18 protein-coding genes, 1 rRNA gene and 1 other RNA gene are annotated in these 18,953 nt (G+C 49.3%); 1 reads left to right on the forward strand and 19 read right to left on the reverse strand.

All coding sequences use genetic code 11. The annotated features are described in order from the left end of the window. The 15 genes from BM200_RS28870 to rpoE all read right to left on the reverse strand — a co-directional run. A 16S ribosomal RNA gene (locus tag BM200_RS28870) occupies nt 1-212 on the reverse strand; the annotation flags it as partial. Between the two features lie 285 nt (nt 213-497). Further along, on the reverse strand, nt 498-761 hold the full coding sequence (locus tag BM200_RS28875; RefSeq protein WP_091190779.1) for a pro-sigmaK processing inhibitor BofA family protein: 264 nt from the start codon (nt 759-761) through the stop codon (nt 498-500). Then, nucleotides 758-1,075, reverse strand: coding sequence for a DUF2508 family protein (locus tag BM200_RS28880; RefSeq protein WP_245773190.1), 318 nt, complete (start codon nt 1,073-1,075; stop codon nt 758-760). The genes BM200_RS28875 and BM200_RS28880 overlap by 4 nt, the downstream gene beginning before the upstream one ends. A gap of 276 nt (nt 1,076-1,351) precedes the next feature. Next, entirely contained in the window at nt 1,352-1,951 is a 600-nt protein-coding gene (gene recR / locus BM200_RS28885) for a recombination mediator RecR (protein WP_091190781.1), read from the reverse strand. 106 nt (nt 1,952-2,057) lie between these two features. Then, nucleotides 2,058-2,369 (reverse strand): YbaB/EbfC family nucleoid-associated protein, encoded by a 312-nt coding sequence (locus BM200_RS28890; RefSeq protein ID WP_091190784.1) that lies wholly within the window; start codon nt 2,367-2,369, stop codon nt 2,058-2,060. A 23-nt stretch (nt 2,370-2,392) separates the two neighbouring features. After that, nucleotides 2,393-4,171: a DNA polymerase III subunit gamma/tau gene (gene dnaX / locus BM200_RS28895; RefSeq protein WP_091190785.1), complete on the reverse strand. Its 1,779-nt coding sequence runs from the start codon at nt 4,169-4,171 to the stop codon at nt 2,393-2,395. Nucleotides 4,172-4,332: 161 nt separating this feature from the next. Next, nucleotides 4,333-4,600: signal recognition particle sRNA large type (ffs, locus tag BM200_RS28900), an RNA gene on the reverse strand. A 61-nt stretch (nt 4,601-4,661) separates the two neighbouring features. Next, entirely contained in the window at nt 4,662-5,096 is a 435-nt protein-coding gene (locus BM200_RS28905; RefSeq protein ID WP_091190788.1) for a hypothetical protein, read from the reverse strand. 78 nt (nt 5,097-5,174) lie between these two features. Further along, nucleotides 5,175-5,372 carry a 50S ribosomal protein L31 gene (gene rpmE, locus BM200_RS28910; protein ID WP_091190789.1) on the reverse strand — a complete coding sequence of 66 codons (198 nt, stop codon included), beginning with the start codon at nt 5,370-5,372 and terminating at the stop codon, nt 5,175-5,177. Nucleotides 5,373-5,480: 108 nt separating this feature from the next. Beyond that, entirely contained in the window at nt 5,481-6,734 is a 1,254-nt protein-coding gene (locus BM200_RS28915; protein ID WP_091190791.1) for a radical SAM family protein, read from the reverse strand. A gap of 24 nt (nt 6,735-6,758) precedes the next feature. Continuing rightward, nucleotides 6,759-8,120, reverse strand: coding sequence for a transcription termination factor Rho (gene rho, locus BM200_RS28920; RefSeq protein WP_091190793.1), 1,362 nt, complete (start codon nt 8,118-8,120; stop codon nt 6,759-6,761). Nucleotides 8,121-8,232: 112 nt separating this feature from the next. Beyond that, nucleotides 8,233-9,486, reverse strand: a complete 1,254-nt coding sequence (locus BM200_RS28925; RefSeq protein WP_091190795.1) for a UDP-N-acetylglucosamine 1-carboxyvinyltransferase — start codon at nt 9,484-9,486, stop codon at nt 8,233-8,235. Between the two features lie 299 nt (nt 9,487-9,785). Further along, nucleotides 9,786-10,184, reverse strand: coding sequence for a response regulator (locus BM200_RS28930; protein ID WP_012772140.1), 399 nt, complete (start codon nt 10,182-10,184; stop codon nt 9,786-9,788). A gap of 134 nt (nt 10,185-10,318) precedes the next feature. Then, nucleotides 10,319-11,923 (reverse strand): CTP synthase, encoded by a 1,605-nt coding sequence (locus tag BM200_RS28935; RefSeq protein WP_091190798.1) that lies wholly within the window; start codon nt 11,921-11,923, stop codon nt 10,319-10,321. A gap of 376 nt (nt 11,924-12,299) precedes the next feature. After that, nucleotides 12,300-12,878 carry a DNA-directed RNA polymerase subunit delta gene (gene rpoE / locus BM200_RS28940; RefSeq protein ID WP_091190801.1) on the reverse strand — a complete coding sequence of 193 codons (579 nt, stop codon included), beginning with the start codon at nt 12,876-12,878 and terminating at the stop codon, nt 12,300-12,302. Nucleotides 12,879-13,244: 366 nt separating this feature from the next. On the opposite strand from rpoE, the gene BM200_RS28945 reads away from it, so the two are divergent. Next, on the forward strand, nt 13,245-14,378 hold the full coding sequence (locus BM200_RS28945; protein WP_091190804.1) for a S8 family peptidase: 1,134 nt from the start codon (nt 13,245-13,247) through the stop codon (nt 14,376-14,378). 633 nt (nt 14,379-15,011) lie between these two features. On the opposite strand, the gene argS is transcribed toward BM200_RS28945, so the two are convergent. The 4 genes from argS to speE all read right to left on the reverse strand — a co-directional run bounded on the left by argS (nt 15,012) and on the right by speE (nt 18,876). Further along, entirely contained in the window at nt 15,012-16,691 is a 1,680-nt protein-coding gene (argS, locus tag BM200_RS28950) for an arginine--tRNA ligase (protein WP_091190806.1), read from the reverse strand. A 5-nt stretch (nt 16,692-16,696) separates the two neighbouring features. Further along, on the reverse strand, nt 16,697-17,137 hold the full coding sequence (locus BM200_RS28955) for a YwiB family protein (RefSeq protein ID WP_091190808.1): 441 nt from the start codon (nt 17,135-17,137) through the stop codon (nt 16,697-16,699). Nucleotides 17,138-17,343: 206 nt separating this feature from the next. Then, nucleotides 17,344-17,865 (reverse strand): DNA-deoxyinosine glycosylase, encoded by a 522-nt coding sequence (locus BM200_RS28960; RefSeq protein WP_245773191.1) that lies wholly within the window; start codon nt 17,863-17,865, stop codon nt 17,344-17,346. Nucleotides 17,866-18,048: 183 nt separating this feature from the next. Next, on the reverse strand, nt 18,049-18,876 hold the full coding sequence (gene speE, locus BM200_RS28965; protein WP_091190810.1) for a polyamine aminopropyltransferase: 828 nt from the start codon (nt 18,874-18,876) through the stop codon (nt 18,049-18,051). Nucleotides 18,877-18,953: the final 77 nt, after the last annotated feature.

Below are 18,953 nucleotides of genomic sequence, written 5' to 3' on the forward strand. Positions count from 1 at the left end.
CTCCGCCTTTCCCGATTCGGCCATGCGACCGATTCGCGTATCCGGTATTAGCATTCGTTTCCGAATGTTATCCCAGTCTTATGGGCAGGTTACCCACGTGTTACTCACCCGTCCGCCGCTAACCTTGTCCCGAAGAACAAGATCCGCTCGACTTGCATGTATTAGGCACGCCGCCAGCGTTCGTCCTGAGCCAGGATCAAACTCTCCATGAAATGGTTCTGTTTGACTTGCTCAAACTTTGTTTTTATCGCTTTTTCCGTTATTTCTAACGGGGCAGTTTTGCTCGTTGTTCAGTTTTCAAAGAACAATTATTTTTTTTGTTCATCGCCCGTTTCTCTCATCGGCGACTTTTATAATATATCATATCCGCCTAGATGATTGCAAGTACTTTTTTAAAAACTTTTTTGAAGCTTTTATTTCCTTGCACTTGGCGCGAGAAGTAATATACCATGAATTAAACAATAAGGTCAACCCTTCGCACAAAAAACTTTATCGGCTTATACAATGAAGTACTGTACACCAGCAATAAGGGCGATGCCCGGCACACCAAGCACAACAACAGTACCTATTGTAACCGGATTTAGAGGAATATATATATGGGGGATTAGACCGGAGAAATTGAGAACGTAAAGCACAACCGCTGCCAGTACAAAATGAATAGTAAAGTTACGAAGCCAGGTCCATGACATCCGCTGTCTGACCAGTACACCAACTAAGGCAAGCGAGGACAAAATAAGCATAGCCAGCCATACTGTTTTCATTGTAACGCCCCCCTCCACTCCGGCCAAACGCTGCATGTACGCTTGGCAATTCGGATTAGCATTTCATATCGTTTTTCCGCTGTAATTAGCGCATAAATCGCGTAATCAATTTGATCATCCCCTACAGCTACGTTAAAAAATCGGGTTGCATTCACCCATTCGTTATGAGCTTCAGCAATTTCCGCACGCAAGTGCTCTCGCCACTCTGCCGTATCTGCCTGGGGTACAGGCTGCATTTGCGTTCTCATCATCTCTAATCCGCCCGAATGGCCGCCTTCATTAGGCTGCTTCGGTTTCCACCATAGGTTCGCCATTACATTCGCCTCCTTGCTCGTCCCATCGGACAAGACATTTCTATATATGTATAAAGGCTTGTTCCGATTTAGAACGGATTGTGTTCGGGCAAAGGTGAAACAGTTATCACCACACTTAGTGACAGAGGAGTTTTATGGGCTGAGCCGCCCATGACGGAGCAGCATAATGCATCGCGGTGAATGCAAGTTCAGTTGAGAAATATATACTTTCTTATATATAAACAAAATAAGAGCCGCCTCCCCTAGCGGGAAGCGGCTCTTGTCAGGCATATAAATCTAACTTAACTCTCTGCGTCCTTCAAGTGCTTTGGACAAGGTAACTTCATCAGCATATTCGAGATCGCCGCCAACCGGGAGGCCATGGGCAATACGGGTTACCCGAATACCAAACGGCTTGACCAGCCTTGAGATATACATAGCCGTCGCTTCGCCTTCTATATTCGGATTCGTGGCCAAAATCAGTTCTTGTACACGCTCATCACTCAAACGGCGAAGCAGCTCCGCAATCTTAATCTGATCAGGTCCGATACCTTCAATCGGCGAAATGGCACCTTGGAGCACATGATAATATCCCTGGAACTCTTTTGTCCGTTCCATAGCTACAAGGTCCCTCGATTCCTGTACGACACAGATAACAGAATTGTCGCGTGTCTTATCCTGGCATATCCGGCATGGATCCGTATCGGTAATATTGCAGCAGACGGAGCAGTAGGTTAAATTCCGCTTTACGCTGACAAGCGCTTTGGCGAAATCAATGACATCATCTTCTTTCATACGAAGCACATGGAAAGCCAGCCTTGCGGCTGTCTTCGGTCCAATGCCCGGAAGCCGCGTAAAGGCATCAATCAGCTTCGCTATCGGTTCAGGGTAAAACAAAACGCGCAGCTCCTTTCAAGCCTTGGGCGTAAACGGCTGACGCCGCCCTTACGGCGGCGTCAGCATACGTCTAGCTTATATATATGGTGTGGACTATCGATCAGGCCTAGAACAATCCAGGGATTTTCATGCCGCCTGTAAATTTGCCCATGTCTTGGTTTGCAATTTCATCTACTTTAGTCAAAGCGTCATTAACAGCCGTCAAGACAAGATCTTGCAGCATTTCTACATCTTCCGGATCTACCGCTTCAGGTTTAATCGCGATGCTCAAAATTTTCTTATGGCCGTTTGCTACTACGGTTACTACGCCGCCGCCAGCTGTACCTTCAACGGTTTTGTTAACAAGGTCTTCTTGTGCTTTCATCATTTGCTCTTGCATCTTCTTCACTTGCTTCATCATTTGGTTCATGTTATTCATGACTTGTCACCTCATCGTAATAGTTAATTATCTTCTTTAATTACAACTAAGTCTTCACCAAAAAGCTTAACAGCTTCCTCTACCCATTGTGGACGTTGTTCCTCTCCGGTGTCAATTGCATCCGGTTGTAATTCGAGCGTTTCACCCTGCTGTTCACCTGATCGACTGGCTGCGTTCTGCCATTCCTTCAGCATGCAGGTCGCAAGCTTAACCGGATTACCGAATACATCCTGCATGACCCGTTCGATAATCTCCCGGTGTGCAGGACGCTCCGTAGTCTCCCGGTGCATCGTATTCTTGAAGGCAATCAGTATCGTACCATCCGTTGCGGCTACCGGCTCACCGTCAACCAGCCACGCGTGTACGGTAATCTTGGCCTCCTTCACACGTTGGAGCACCTCGCTCCACTTCAACCTAGCCTGCCCTGTACCCGGGCTGCCGGCTACTGCAACAAAAGGATCAAGCTTTACGGTAGATCGGCTGACTGCCCCCCCGCTTCCGCCAAATCCCCCGCGGCGGGACTGATTAGCAGCCTGGCGAACCGCTCCGCTGTCAGCAGCTGCTCCAGCACCGGCACCAACCGCAGTACCGCTTTGAATAAGCTGCTCCAGCTTACGCTCGAGCACCTCCACCTGTTGGCGAAGCCGCTGAACTTCAGCGGAGGCGGCCGGCGGAGAAGCCGTTGCCGCTCCGCCACCTGTTGATGCTGTGCCGCCCTCATTGCCAATCGTGCAAATCTTCATGAGTGCGACTTCAAACAAGGTCTGCGGCTGAGAGGCATGCTTCATGTCTGATTGATAGCCGTTAAGCGTATCAATCATCCGGAATAACCGCTCAGAGCTAAACGCGGCAGCCATCTCCCGAAAACGTCCCGCGTCAACTACCCGTTCCGTCACTGCACCTTGAGGAGCCAGCTTCAATACAAGGAGGTCCCGGAAGTAGAAGATAAGGTTCTCCATACATTTGTCCGCACTCTTGCCGGCCTGCGTCAATCCTTCCACAAGCGGCATGATCGCAGCGACATTCCGGTCTCTGATTGCCTCTGCCAGCGCATAAAACTGGTCGGCAGCCATGCCGCCGGTGACATCAACAGCTCCATCAAGAGTAATTCTTGAGCCCCCAAAGGCAGCTACTTGCTCAAGCAGGCTTATCGCATCCCGCATACCGCCTTCGGATAATCGGGCAATATAGGCAATCGCATCCTCTTCAGCCTCAATGCCTTCTTCTCTGCAAATCTCAAACAACCTCTCCGATTGCTCCTCCAGCGACACTTGCCGAAAGTCGAATCTTTGACAGCGAGAGATAATCGTAGCAGGTAGCTTATGAGGTTCTGTCGTAGCCAAAATAAAGATAACATGGCCAGGCGGTTCCTCTAATGTCTTAAGAAGAGCATTAAACGCTTCGGAGGTGAGCATATGAACTTCATCAATAATATACACTTTATATCGAACTTCAGACGGGGCATACCGGACTTTATCCCGAATGTCGCGGATTTCATCAATACCCCGGTTAGACGCTGCATCAATCTCCACAACGTCCATAATGTGACCGGCTGTAATCCCGCGGCATGCATCACATTCGTTACAAGGCTCTTCAGCAGGGCCGCGTTCGCAGTTAACCGCTTTCGCAAGCACCTTGGCAGCCGTTGTTTTACCCGTTCCTCTAGGTCCATTAAATAAATAGGCATGCGAGACACGATTCTCTCGAATCGCATTTTGCAGCGTCTGTATAATATGCCGTTGTCCAACCATATCCTGGAACGTCTGCGGACGCCAGGCACGATATAATGCAATATGACTCACGCGTTTACGTTCCTTTCAGCTTGCTTCATTCTTAGTTCTTCTATTATACATCATGATGTCTATAAGCAAAACAAAAACACCTGCATTCCCGGCATCTGCTTCAAAAAAAACAGATTCCATTGCTGGTGTTCCTCATTTATAACTATGAAAATAAAGATGAACCGTGCACCTGCCCTCGATAACATGCGATCCAGGCGGCATTCTTGCGTCCCAGCTCGAGTCAGGCACTCCCCCGGCACATGAACTAACTTGCTTACGGCTGCTTCCTTCCGGACCTGACCGGGTTCACAAGCGTCCATTGCGGAGGACCCAACTGTCAACACTGATTGCAAGCGCCAAACCCTGCATCACATAACCTCAAGCAGGAATTCAACCTCGCTAAAGCGGATTGCGAGTTACAGGGCACCGCTAACTCCCCATCTAGCACGGCAAAACTAAGTATAGCCCATCCCAACGCAAAGCGCAACCGTAGGATAATGGCAGAAGGAGATTAACGAGACGCCTTCACTTTAACATGATAACGGGGCATATTGAGCTGCACAACCTGCTGCGCTTTTGCTTGCAACGCTTCGACCTCGGCATCCGTCAGACTCGGATTTGCTTTTATACGTACATTCAAATCCTCTCCATTAAAGGAGACACGGCTATTTTTAATTCCCTCAATTGGCTGCAGAACTTGGTTAATCAGCTTTCTGTCCGAGTCATAATTAAGGAAAGTTAGCTTATTAGGCATGTTGGGATTGCTGTTGGAATAGCCCATATATCCATCATGACCGTAGGTCTCTGATTTCTGGTCGTTCGTACGATGTCCGTTGTTTACGCCATCAGCAGCACAGCCTGTAAGACTGCCGATTATTAAAGCAGGTATGGCAAATCCCATAAATATTAAGCGCAGCTTGCGGCGCAGCATTTTCTTAGTAAGCAATCAAAAAACCTCCCTTTAACCATAGGATGGCTAAGGGAGGTTTTCTTATTCTGCCAAATAAATCCCGGGCAGATGATATTAAATGCCGTATTTCTTTTTGAAACGATCGACGCGACCGCCTGCATCCAAGAACTTTTGCTTACCCGTGAAGAACGGGTGGCATACGGAACAAACCTCTACACGAAGGTTCGATTTGATCGAACCTGTCTCGAACGTGTTACCGCAAGCGCAAGTGATGTTGGATACGTGGTATGTCGGATGAATACCTTGTTTCATCTCGTTCACCTCTTTCTGCCCTGAACCACATGCGGGTCCAGAGTTAAAATCACACACCCGGATTATAGCACGACCATAACCCGCATGCAATGCCGATGTTTTTGCCAGCTACTTACGAGCGGCAGCCGGCGGGAGATGCGTATACGAACCAATGACCACATCCGGCAGCTCTTCACGGAAGATTTCGAGCATTTGCTTCATCCCGTAAATCTCGCCTTTGGCAGGCGGGATAAGCTGCAGGTAACTCTCCGGATCAATGTTCAGGTTGCGCATCTGGATCAGCTTCAGCCCTGTCCGCTTCGCGAACCCGATCATCGCTTCAATCTCTTCCTCACGATCCGTAACACCAGGGAAAATGAGGTAATTAATGGATGTATATACGCCTTTATCCGTTGCATATTTCAAGGACTTCTCTACATTGGCAAGCGTATAGGCCCGCGGTTTGTAATACGCATTATAATGCTCGTCGATGGCACTGATGGTGCTGACACGCATCAGATCAAGACCTGCGTCTACGATCGCACGCATGAAATCGGTCAGGCCCGCATTCGTATTAATATTGATGTAACCCTGTTTGGTCTGGCTTCTGACGATCTTCATCGCTTCCACAATAATCTTGGCTTGCGTGGAAGGCTCGCCTTCGCAGCCTTGTCCAAAGCTGATGATGGACTCCGGTGTCTTCAAATGCTCAAGCATGACTTCCACGATCTCATCCACCGTCGGCTTGAAGTTCATACGGGTCTGCGGCGCCACAAAGCCGCTGTCATCCGGCTGCTCGGAAATACAACCGAAGCATCCCGCGTTACAAGAATAAGAAACAGGCACGCCGCCTTCCCAACGCTGCAAGAACGTATTGGAGGAAGTCAGACACTCATAGCCAAGCGCACAATGAGACAAATGCTTGTATAAGCGGTTCTCCGGGTATCTCGATGTCAGAAGCTCGACCTGTCTGCGTACTTCTCCGCGGTCACAGTTGAGCGGATCCCACTTGTACGGATCATCTGACTGCTCTGCGGCTACATAAAATCCGCCGTCTTTCCATACGACGGAAGTATAGCCAAAGAGCGGGAACTTCTCGTTCTTATCGGTCTTTACATAACTTGGAAGTGCCAGACGGGTGAAGCCCTGAGGCAGCAAAGCGCCTACGGCCTGATAGTTGCCGGAGAGCATTTTCATATCGCCTGTATCCGGATCCATAAAGACCGGCCGGGTATGCGGCAAACCTACAAGCGTAGCCCCTCTTGGCAGAGGGATCAGCTCTTCTTCCATTAGTTCGACGATCATATCGCCGCTGCGCCCAAGCGCAATATAGTCAGGATGATCAAATACATTACCTTGCTCATCCGCGTATACGAGATTCATCTTGATGTCCTCCTTCCGGCGACACTAGGAGCCGTGCGTCGTGCGCGGTGCTGGTCGCCTTCCGGTTGCTGCGCTGCTTTTAAGTCCCGTACCTGTACCTGTTCCGGCACTTGTCCGCTGCTGCGGAGCAGGTTTTTCCTCCGCTGTATCAAGCGACATCAGGAATTCTGCATTTGTCTTCGAATCGTTAAGCTTCTTCAGGAAGCCGTCAACAAAGTCAGGCGTATCGGTCATATTGCGGCGCACAACCCATAATTTATCCAATTCTTCTTTCGATAAAAGCATTTCTTCGCGGCGCGTACCCGATCTGCGGATATCAAGCGCCGGGAAGATACGGCGTTCTGCAAGCTTACGGTCAAGATGCAGCTCCATATTGCCTGTACCTTTAAACTCTTCATAAATGATATCATCCATACGCGATCCGGTCTCAATAAGCGCCGTCGCGAGAATCGTCAAGCTGCCGCCCTCTTCCACATTCCGGGCTGCGCCAAAGAAGCGTTTCGGACGATGGAAGGCTGCCGGATCAATACCGCCGCTAAGCGTACGGCCGGATGGCGGCACAACAAGGTTATACGCCCGGGCAAGACGGGTAATGCTGTCGAGCAAGATAACAACGTCTTTTTTATGTTCCACCAGACGCAATGCTCTCTCAAGCACTAGCTCTGCTACTTTAATATGATTTTCAGGCACTTCATCAAACGTGGAGGCAATAACTTCACCTTTCACGGAACGCTGCATATCCGTTACTTCTTCGGGACGTTCATCAATAAGAAGTACAAACAACTCGATATCCGGATGATTTGTCGAAATACTGTTCGCAATTTCTTTGAGCAGCAAAGTTTTGCCCGCTTTTGGCGGCGCCACAATCAGTCCGCGTTGGCCAAGGCCAACAGGTGCAAGCAAATCCATAATCCGTGTAGAAAGTTTGGAAGATGCCGTCTCCAGCACGAGTTTCTTCTGTGGATAAAGAGGGGTCAGAGCGGGAAAATGAAGCCTTTCAGCCGCTTGTACAGGATCTGTGCCGTTTACGGCATTTACCTGGAGGAGGCCAAAATATTTTTCCGAGTCTTTCGGCAGCCGGCATTTGCCGGATACGAGATCGCCGGTACGCAAGTCAAACTTTCGAATCTGGGAAGCGGAGATATAAATATCCTCTTTGCTCGGCAAATAATTGATTGGCCGTAAGAAGCCAAAACCTTCCGGCAATGTTTCAAGTACACCCTGCATAAACATGAGGCCGCTTTTTTCTGCTTGTGCCCGTAATATTGCAAAAATTAATTCCTTCTTCTTCAGCTGGCCGTAGTACGGAATTTGATACTGTTTCGCCAATTTGTACAATTCGGTCAGCTTCATTTCTTCGAGATCACCGATCTGAAGATCTGTCATATTCTCACCACTTTGTATTCAGTTTTAGCTATCATTATATACCCGATTTGGCGCCTTCTATTCGTCTTAACACCTAGAAAGACGCCAAATCGATAGTTTTCTTTTCTTCGGATTACTCCGCCTCTCGCCAAACATCCGCACCAAGACTGCGCAGATTATCAACAAGGTTGTCATAACCGCGGTCGATATACTCAACCCCGGTAATTTCCGTAATGCCTTCCTTCACCGTAAGAGCGGCAATGACAAGCGCAGCTCCTGCACGCAAATCGGCAGCCTTGACCTTTGCCGCAAAGAGCTCTCCGCCTTCAATAATAGCCGAACGGCCCTCTACGCGGATATTCGCGCCCATCCGGTTTAACTCCGGTACATGCTTGAACCGGTTGCTGTAGACATAATCACTTAAGATACTTACGCCCTTGGCCTGAGCCAGCAGGGTTGTCATCGGCGACTGAAGGTCGGTCGCAAAGCCCGGATAAACAAGGGCCTTTACATCTACGGCCGCATATTCCGGCGCGCCAATAATCCGAATGGATTCATCCATCTCATGAACCGTTACGCCCATTTCTTCCAGCTTGGCCGTCATCGCTTCCATATGTTTCGGAATAACGTTGTCGATCGTTACATCACCGCGTGTTGCAGCAGCCGCAATCATATAAGTACCTGCCTGAATCCGATCCGGAATGATGGAATGACGGCAGCCATGCATGCTGTCTACCCCTTCAATCCGAATCGTCTCCGTTCCTGCACCTTTGATTCGCGCGCCCATGGCATTAAGAAGTGTTGCTACATCTATAATCTCAGGCTCTTTTGCCGCATTTTCGATAATGGTAGAACCTTTGGCCCGCGAGGCCGCAAGCATAATATTAATCGTAGCCCCTACACTTACAACATCGAGATAAATTTTTGCTCCGCGCAGCTCTTTCGCGTGAATTCGCATCGAGCCTTGTTCATTCGTAACAGTAGCTCCTAAAGCCTCAAAGCCTTTAATATGCTGATCAATTGGTCTAGGTTCAAAATTACAGCCGCCCGGCAAACCTATTATCGCTTCCCCAAAACGTCCAAGCATGGCACCCATCAAGTAATACGAGGCGCGCAGCAGCTTCACTTTTCCGTTAGGCATAGGCTTTGATTCAAGCCGTGAAGGATCAATTTTCATGACATCGCCCTGCCAGCTTACGACAGCACCAAGGTCTTGCAGGATCTCACTATATACGACAACATCGCTTAAATGGGGCAAATTGTCCAATACCACTTCTGATTCTGCCAATATAGCAGCCGGAACCAGAGCGACGGCACTGTTCTTTGCTCCGCTTATTTGGACGGTGCCCCGCAGCGGACGTCCACCGCGTATCATCAATTTCTCCATCAAATATAGTCCTCCCAAGATTTAAGAAAGAACAAAGGAAAACCGCCAAATGGCGCGAGCTTATATTGACACACTCGCCGTAATGGGCGGCTCATTATCCCCTACTCCTATTTTGTGCGTTTGCTTCGTCAATGCCTCCGTGTGGAAGCGAATAATAATCATCAAAACCCTATTATCATGTCTATTAGACTTTATATTCTGAGCCATTATACCATATCGGCACAGGGAATGGTATTTCCCTTACTGAAGTAGGCAAAGACTGAGAAACCTTTAATTTTAGTATAAAAAAAAGGGCCCCCTCAGGACCCTACCGCAAAGCGGTTATTGGAATTGCCTCCGTGAAGCTGCATGTTAACCGCAATCCGCATCTCATCAATATCAAACGGCTTCGTGAAGTGCATAACTGCACCAAGATCAGTAGCTTCCTTGATCATATCGAGTTCACCATAAGCGGTCATCATGATGACTTTGATATCTCGGTTAATGGCCTTCACATGCTTCAAAATCTCAAGACCGTCCATCCCTGGAATCTTCATATCAAGCAGAACGAGATCAGGATTCTCGGCTTTCACAATTTCCAGTGCCAGCCTACCATTTGAAGCTTGGAAAGTATTGTAGCCTTCACTGCTGAACACTTCCATTAGAAGCACACGGATGCCATTCTGATCATCAACGATCAATAGCTTCTTCTTCTCCAAGATATTTACCTCCCGCGACTCGACCGACAACTGGTCAACTCTTCCATAATCGTTAATATATTCGCGCGGAGAGGTACATTATCCTGCTTTTCCACTAAAAAAATTGAAACAATTCCATGATAGAACAGCTGTTCTTACTGCCCAGAGTATTTCAACGCCGCACGCACAAAACCGCGGAAGAGCGGTTGCGGACGATTCGGACGGGAAGTGAATTCCGGATGGAACTGAACCGCGAGGAACCACGGATGCTCAGGAAGCTCGACCATTTCAACCAGACGGCCATCCGGCGATGTACCGGAGATACGAAGACCTGCCGATTCGATACGCTCACGATATTCATTATTGAATTCATACCGGTGACGATGGCGTTCATAAACAAGCTCGTCGTTATATTCTGTAGCCGCAAGCGAACCCGGCTTCAATTTGCAAGGGTAAAGACCAAGGCGCATCGTGCCGCCCATATCTTCAATGTCTTTCTGGTCAGGCAGAAGGTCGATAACCGCATATGGCGTTGATGGATTGATCTCTGCGCTGTTCGCGTTGAACAGACCAGCTACGCTGCGCGCGTATTCGATAACCGCAACCTGCATGCCAAGGCAGATCCCGAAGAACGGGATTTGCTGCTCGCGGGCATAACGAATCGCGGATACTTTACCTTCAATACCACGATCGCCAAAGCCGCCCGGCACGAGAATGCCATGTACGCCTTTCAGCGCTTCTGAAACGTTCTCATCATCAATCTCTTCCGCATTCACCCAACGAAGCTTCACTTCGGAATCGGCGTCGATTCCGGCATGACCAAGTGCTTCTACGATGGAAAGGTAAGCATCATGCAATGCAACATATTTGCCGACAATGGCGATTTCAGTCGTTTTGTGCAGCGATTTCACACGCTCGACCATTTCTTCCCATTGCGTCATATCCGGTTGGTTCGTCGTCAGCTTCAAATGGTTAACGACAATATCGTCAAGGCCTTGTTCGCGAAGCATAAGCGGGACTTCATACAAAGTAGAAGCATCGATACATTCAACAACGGCATTGGCATCGATGTCGCAGAACAAGCCGATTTTACGTTTCAAATCTTCCGACAGCGCATGCTCGGTACGGCATACAATTACGTTCGGCTGAATACCGATGCTGCGGAGTTCTTTTACACTGTGCTGCGTTGGCTTGGTTTTCACTTCGCCCGCTGCTTTAATATAAGGAATCAGCGTTACGTGAATATACATTACATTATCACGGCCGATGTCACTCTTAATTTGACGGATTGCTTCAAGGAAAGGCAAGCTTTCAATATCGCCTACTGTTCCGCCAATTTCCGTAATAACAACATCAGATCCCGCTTCTTTGCCTGCGCGGTATACACGCTCTTTGATCTCGTTTGTAATATGCGGGATAACCTGAACCGTTCCGCCCAGATATTCACCGCGACGCTCTTTGGAAATAACGTTAGAGTAAATTTTACCCGTTGTTACGCTGCTGTATTTGGTCAAGTTAATATCAATAAACCGTTCATAATGCCCAAGGTCAAGGTCTGTTTCCGCGCCGTCGTCCGTTACGAATACCTCACCGTGCTGGTACGGGCTCATCGTCCCCGGGTCAACGTTGATATATGGATCGAATTTCTGGATCGTTACTTTCAGGCCTCTGTTCTTAAGCAGGCGACCAAGTGAAGCAGCCGTAATCCCTTTGCCGAGCGATGAAACGACGCCCCCGGTTACAAAAATATATTTCGTCACTGTGTTAATACCCTCCATACTCCTCTGGTTATGTTTAGGTTTTCCCATTTGTGCAATAAACATGGTTTAGCAGGTGCCGTATCCCTCTATCCAGTTTATGGATGAACAAATCAGGGTCCTGAACTTACTTCTACAAACAAAAAAAGTGACACCCGTCTTCACGGGGCACTTTTCATTTGGCATATTATTAAACGTTTTAGCTTGCCGGCAAGAGCGCGGCAAATCTATATCCGCGTTAGACCTGTATCCTTCAAAAAAAGGAAAGGTAAGCCATTGCTGCTTATGCGGTACGTTAACCGAATCTTAAAGCCCATGCAATAGTTTACTCCGCCCGTATGCGGACTGTCAAGGGTAAACACGGTCAAGACGAGGACGATTATTTGTCGGTTTCTTCGTCCTCATCTTCATCAAAATCTTCTTCGTCCGACTCTTCATCGTCCAGTTCAGCATCAGCGTCAAGCTCTTCGTCAACCTCTTCTTCGATCTCTTCGTCCTCGATGCCAACCTCTTCATCAACTTCCTCTTCTGCTTCTGCTTCGGAGAATTCACTATCTTCATCAAATACATCGTAATCTTCTTCGTCACCTGCGTACGTTTCTTCTTCTTCGTCCGCAAACAGATCATCATCGTCGTCTTCGTCATTAATGATACGAGGACGCTTCGCGTTCGTGATCGGATCCTCGTTTTTCTCAACTGGGTACCAGCGTTTCAATCCCCACATATTGCTTCCAACGCAAGCGAACCTGCCGTCGATATTAATCTCCGTATATACTTGAGCGATTACTTGGTTAACTCCGTCCGCAGACAGTCCGCGAACCTTCGCAATTTCCATCATCAGGTCACGGTAGTAATAAGGCGTATTGGCCGATTTCAACAATTCAAACGCCAAGTCGACCATAGGCATTTCTTTTATCCGCTCAGGATCGAGCTTCAATGTAATATTGCCGCTGCTCATATGGACACATCCCTTCTTGCTATCTTCATACTTTCGTAATCATAACCATTATCAAAGTATAGTAAAACCTATTTTATTCAAAAAAGCAAGCCGCCCCCGGCCGCCTGTTATCCCCTTATCTTCCCTTGAAACAGAAAAAAGCGAAGGGCTGTCCCTTCGCTTTGACTGTATCCATCCGGACAACGCATGAATGATGCGGACCGGAGCGGTAAGAGTCCCTGAGAACTCTTACATCATCCTATGTCCCGCGCGCGATTTTGACACGGCTCCACGCCTAATTATCTGAAAAAAGGCAAGTTGCTCATGCGGCCGAACCTCCTGCTTCATACAATAGTTCAGCATCGTCCGTCGGGAGGGGACGCGTAATTGGACATCACCGCTTTTCTCCATTGGTTGAAGGACACGATGGCTTGCACGGGCCAAACGACAAAAAATCGGATTATCCGATTTCAGAAGCAAGGGGATTATCGACGGTTTCTGCAAGAATGGTCAGAAGCTGCGACAAATTTCCCCGCGCTGAAGCCGGTTAAGCAAATGCGCATTATTCGTGCAATCTCTTGTCAGCTCCCTGTCGAAGCAACTTTATCAGGATTTTCCGGCGGCGTATGGATTGAGAACGACCGCCGTATTACCGTTCACCACACGGCAGTTAAAACCATGCCACTGGAAAAAGGCATCCCTTGGGGCGTGCAGCAAATTAAAGCTCCGCTTGCCTGGAGCATCACAACCGGACACCGCATCAAAATCGGAGTCATCGATACCGGCGTAGACTTTAGTCATCCTGATCTCCGCCAGTCGCTGTCGCGAGGCATTAATCTGCTCAACCGCAGTATGCTGCCTCATGACGATAATGGCCACGGCACTCATATCGCAGGAACGATTGCAGCGGCCAACCAAGTGCACGGCATGATCGGCATTGCGCCGCGGGCACAAATTCTCCCGGTAAAAGCATTCGATCATAACGGAAGCGCCTTTGTATCCGACATTATTCTCGGCATTGATTGGTGCGTCCGCAACCGGGTCCATATTATTAACATGAGCTTTGGCATGAAAACGCGCAGCAAAGCTCTCCTCAATGCGATAACCAACGCTTATAATGCCGGCGTTATCGTTGTAGCGTCATCAGGCAACGACGGTAAGCGCCGGTCGGTCGATTACCCGGCCAGATATCCGCAGACGATATCCGTCGGCGCAACAAACAAACTGCGGCGCATTGCCCCGTTCAGCAACCGGGGTACGTTTATTGATATTTATGCGCCCGGTGATAAAATCTTCTCCGCTTGGCTCCGCGGCAAGTATCACGAGATGAGCGGAACGTCGATGGCTACCTCCCATGTCAGCGGAGCCATCGCTTTGCTGCTGGCCCATAAGCCCGGATTATCTCCCGCGGAGATTAAAGCGATTTTAAAAAAATCGTACCTGCCGCTGCGAAGCACGAAAGCTCCTCGATATACCGGGGAGCTTGACGTGATGAAAATGCTGGGGGCGGCGGAACGATAAGGTGACGGTGGCTGAAGGGCAAGTTCGCTGGAGAGCGATGATAGGGGTTGCTGCGAACTATGTATTTCCTTTCGCTACAGCTCCTCCAGGAGATACATTGCCCTTGACCCGCACCTTATCGGTCCAGTTTGGCAGAAAAGAAACCGTTCTTCCCAGAACGGTTTCTTTGGTTTTGAAGCGATAGCGATTGCTACGCTGTATTTATTGCAGGCTATTGGCCTTGATTCGGCCAATATTGGAACTACGCTGTACATATTACAGTATAATCGGGCCAAACCTGCCGATAATTGCCCCTAATAAGCGAATATACTGCATTTAATACAACGTATATGTGCCGGAACACCCGAGAAGCGATTTTACTGTATTCCGTACAACGTATGCAAATGTTACCAGCTGGTGAAGCAGAAGTTGGGGGAAGAAAGATACTGGATTTCCGACCCACCACACTTATAAGATGCGGCGAGTAGAGCAAGATTGCTAGTTACCTTCAGATCAGTCCATGTATAAGTGAAGATTAGCTGATTAGCTCCATATTGCAGCAGTCAGCAGGAACGAAGAGCAGTCAAATGCAGCAAAGCCGCCAGCGATAACTGGCGGCTTTGCGTTGTACGGATTTATTGCCAGACAAGCGTATTACATCCGCTCCGGAGCCGATACGCCAACAAGGCGGAGCGTGTTGGCGATGACCGTGCGCACGGCGCCGAGCAAGGCGATGCGCGCCTGGGTTTGAGCGGCGTCTTCGGTAATGACGCGCTCGGCTTTGTAATAGCTGTGGAACTGCGAAGCCAGTTCATACACATAGCGGACCAGGCGGTGCGGCGCGTATTGAGCCGCAGCTTCGGAGATTTCCTGCGGCAGCTCGCCGAGCTTGCGAAGCAGGTCGAATTCGGCTTCGGATGAGAGCTTGCCGAAGTCGATTTCGCTAAGAGGCAGGAGAGCGATGCTTTGCTCCTCGGCCTGACGGAAGATACTGCAAATACGCGCATGCGCATATTGCACATAGAAGACCGGATTCTCGTTCGAGGTCGAGATCGCAAGGTCCATATCGAAATCCAGATGCGAATCCATGCTGCGCATCGTGAAGAAGTAACGAATCGCGTCAACGCCAACTTCGTCCATCAAATCCTGCATCGTCACGGCTTTGCCGGTACGTTTGGACATTTTCACTTTTTCGCCGTCCTGGAAAAGGCTTACCATTTGCGCGATCAGCACCACCAGCTTGTCCGGATCATTGCCGAGGGCAGCCATTGCCGCCTTCACGCGAGGGATATAGCCATGGTGGTCAGCACCCCAGATGTTGATCATCCGGTCGTAGCCGCGGCTGAATTTGTCGCGATGGTAGGCGATGTCCGGCGTCAAATAGGTGTACGAGCCGTCATTCTTCACAAGAACGCGGTTCTTGTCGTCGCCATAAGGCATCGTCGCAAGCCAGGTAGCGCCTTCCTCTTCGTACACTTGGCCTTTTGCCTTCAGTGCATCTAGCGCCTGTTCAACTTGACCGCTCTCGTAGAGAGATGTCTCGCTGTACCAAATGTCGAAGCCGACGCGGAAGCGGCCGAGATCGCGTTTGATTTTATCTAATTCTTTCTCGAGTCCGAATTGGCGGAAGAAGTTGAAGCGCTCTTCATCAGACAGCGAAAGAAGGCTGTCGCCCTCCTCCCCTGCAAGCAGCTTGCCGAAACCAATGATGTCTTCGCCGTGGTAGCCGTCTTCCGGCATTTCGGCAGATTGACCCAGCGCCTGACGGTAGCGCGCTTCGATGGAGCGAGCCAGGTTGTTCACCTGATTGCCTGCATCATTAATATAGTATTCGCGGGTTACTTCATAGCCTGCGAAGTCCAGCACGTTACAAAGCGCATCGCCAACAGCAGCGCCGCGCGCATGGCCAAGGTGAAGGCTGCCGGTCGGATTCGCACTGACGAACTCAACCTCTACACGCTGGCCCGATCCTTCGTTTGTACGGCCGTAGTTATCTCCCGCAGCTTTAATTTCGCCGATAACGGAATATAAATAGCTTTTGTCCATGCGGAAGTTAATAAAGCCCGGCCCTGCAATCTCAGCCGACTGAATGCCGAATTTCTCACCGTTCAGGTTTGCAATAATGGTCTCTGCGATTTGACGGGGATTCTTCTTCGCCAGCTTTGTCAGCTGCATTGCAGCATTCGTCGCCAGGTCTCCATGCGCCTTGTCCTTCGGCACCTCCAGCACAAAGGCAGGCAGCTCCTCACGTGCAGCAAGGCCTCCCGTCACTGCCGCATCGGCAATCGCTTCCTTCACCTTCTCATACATTTGTTCCAATACGTTCGTACTCATTGATTCTACTCCTCCTGTATATGGAGCCGGTTATGGAACCGGCCCGACAAATGTTCATTCATCCATAGTTCATATTGCCATTCAATCGTACAAGGGGGCTCTGCTGAAGGCAGCTCTGCGCCATCGTCACCCTTTACGACAACAAAAGCCGTACCCGTCTCCATCTGGAACGAAGTATACGGCGAACGGTAATAGCCGCTTCGTCGCAGTTCCCCCGGCACAAACAGCTGCTCCGACTCGAGAGCGCCGCGGCGCGTAATCGACAGCTCGTCCTTCCGGAAGCGCACCAGCGTCCGTATGGGTGCAGCATCTCCCTCGACCGGTTCTTCATACCGGATATAAACCGACCGTTCCTTCCGGAACCATTCTCCCGTATACGTATGTATAACAGACTCCCCGTCCTGGGTGCTTGTCAGCGTGATCTTAACCGCCATTCTATCTTGCATAGCAAAGCTCCTATATCTCCAGTCTTCTCGTATGTTACTACTATATACAGGAAGCCCCGTAATTTCAACGATTGTACGCTATTCCGGCAAACAAGGCGAAACGAAAATCGCTTTCCTTTGGCAGCGTAAACGGCTGCCGTCCTTAAGACGGGCAGCATACGTTCCGCGGATGAAATGTAAGCATAGTGTACGTAGCTTATATTCCATTATATCTCCAGGTACGGCAAGATCGCGCTCCACGCCTCGATCCGATCCTCTAAATTTCGCATCTTTTGAGTGGGAATTGGACTGGTGGAAGGCATTTTCAGAAGAGTAATATCCCGAAACGCCGGATGATCGCGGAAATATTTGCGGAATGTATCATAGGCCTTGCTTCCATTAAAGGCAAAACACTTCAGACCCGGATACTGCGCCAGCAAAGCAGGCAGATCGTTCGGCCGCTCATTCTTAATGTTCACATCCAGGCTTCCTGGCCGCTCGCAGGATTCAATGACATCAAACACAGCCATATGATGCTCCTGCAGAAAAGCCAACCGCTTCCCGTAATCCTCATCCGGAGCCCCGGCTCCAAAAATACCGTAGACCATACCCCAGAAATAATTGCGGGGATGGCCGTAAAACTGCCGATGCTCCAGCGACTTTACGCTTGGCGCCGTACCCAGCACCAGCACACGGGCACGCCCGTCAATCACAGGGGGAAAAGAATAAATGCGCTCCGCTTCTTCCACTCGAATCGTCTCCTCGGCCACAAAGTCACACTCACGTATCTACGTATTCTACACCAGCCGCCCCTAAAAATAAAAAAGCAAAAGAGACGCCCCGCATCCCCTCAGCTTTTCAGAAAGCCGGGAGCACAAGCCGCCTCTTCCATTCAGGCATCTCGCTGTCCCGCGAGTATGCCAATTATCTAATTACTTCACGAGATCTTCTACAAATTTAGGCAGTACGAATGCCGCTTTGTGAAGACGCGGAGTGTAATATTTCGTAGAGATCTCAGGAATCGAAGCCTCATCCACTTGAAGCGGATCGTACTTCTTGCTTCCCATTGTGAACGTCCACAGACCGCTTGGGTATGTCGGGATGTTAGCGCCGTATACGCGAACGATCGGGAATACTTCCTTCACGTCTTTGTTTACGCTTTGGATCAGGTCCGCTTTGAACCAAGGATTGTCGGTTTGAGCCACAAAGATGCCGTCTTCCTTCAATGCTTCGTAGATGCCTTGGTAGAAGCCTCGTGTGAACAGATTAGCAGCAGGACCAACCGGCTCAGTCGAGTCAACCATAATAACATCATAAGTATTTTTGTGATCATGAATATGCATGAAGCCGTCGTTCACGAGAACTTCAACACGCGGGTTGTCCAGTTCGCCCGCAATTGTCGGCAGGTATTTCTTCGAATATTCAATAACCTTGCCGTCGATATCAACGAGCACGGCTTTTTTCACTTTAGGATGCTTCATAATTTCACGGATAACGCCGCCGTCACCGCCGCCTACTACAAGCACGTGCTCCGGATTCGGATGCGTGAAGAGTACCGGATGGGCAACCATTTCGTGATACACGAACTCATCTTTAACCGTAGTCATGACCATGCCGTCAAGGACGAGCATGGTGCCGAACTCTTCCGTTTCGATCATATCGAGCTTTTGAAAATCTGTTTGTTCATCTACATACGTCTTCGTAATCTTCGCAGTAATGCCGAAGTTCTCGGTTTGTTTTTCTGTATACCACAATTCCATTTCGATAAATCCCTTCTTTCCGTCAATGGTTCTCCATGTATTATAGTAGTTCGGGACGAAAAATCAACCTTTTCTAG

The organism is Paenibacillus catalpae (assembly GCF_900112695.1).
In the GTDB taxonomy this organism is placed as follows: domain Bacteria; phylum Bacillota; class Bacilli; order Paenibacillales; family Paenibacillaceae; genus Pristimantibacillus; species Pristimantibacillus catalpae.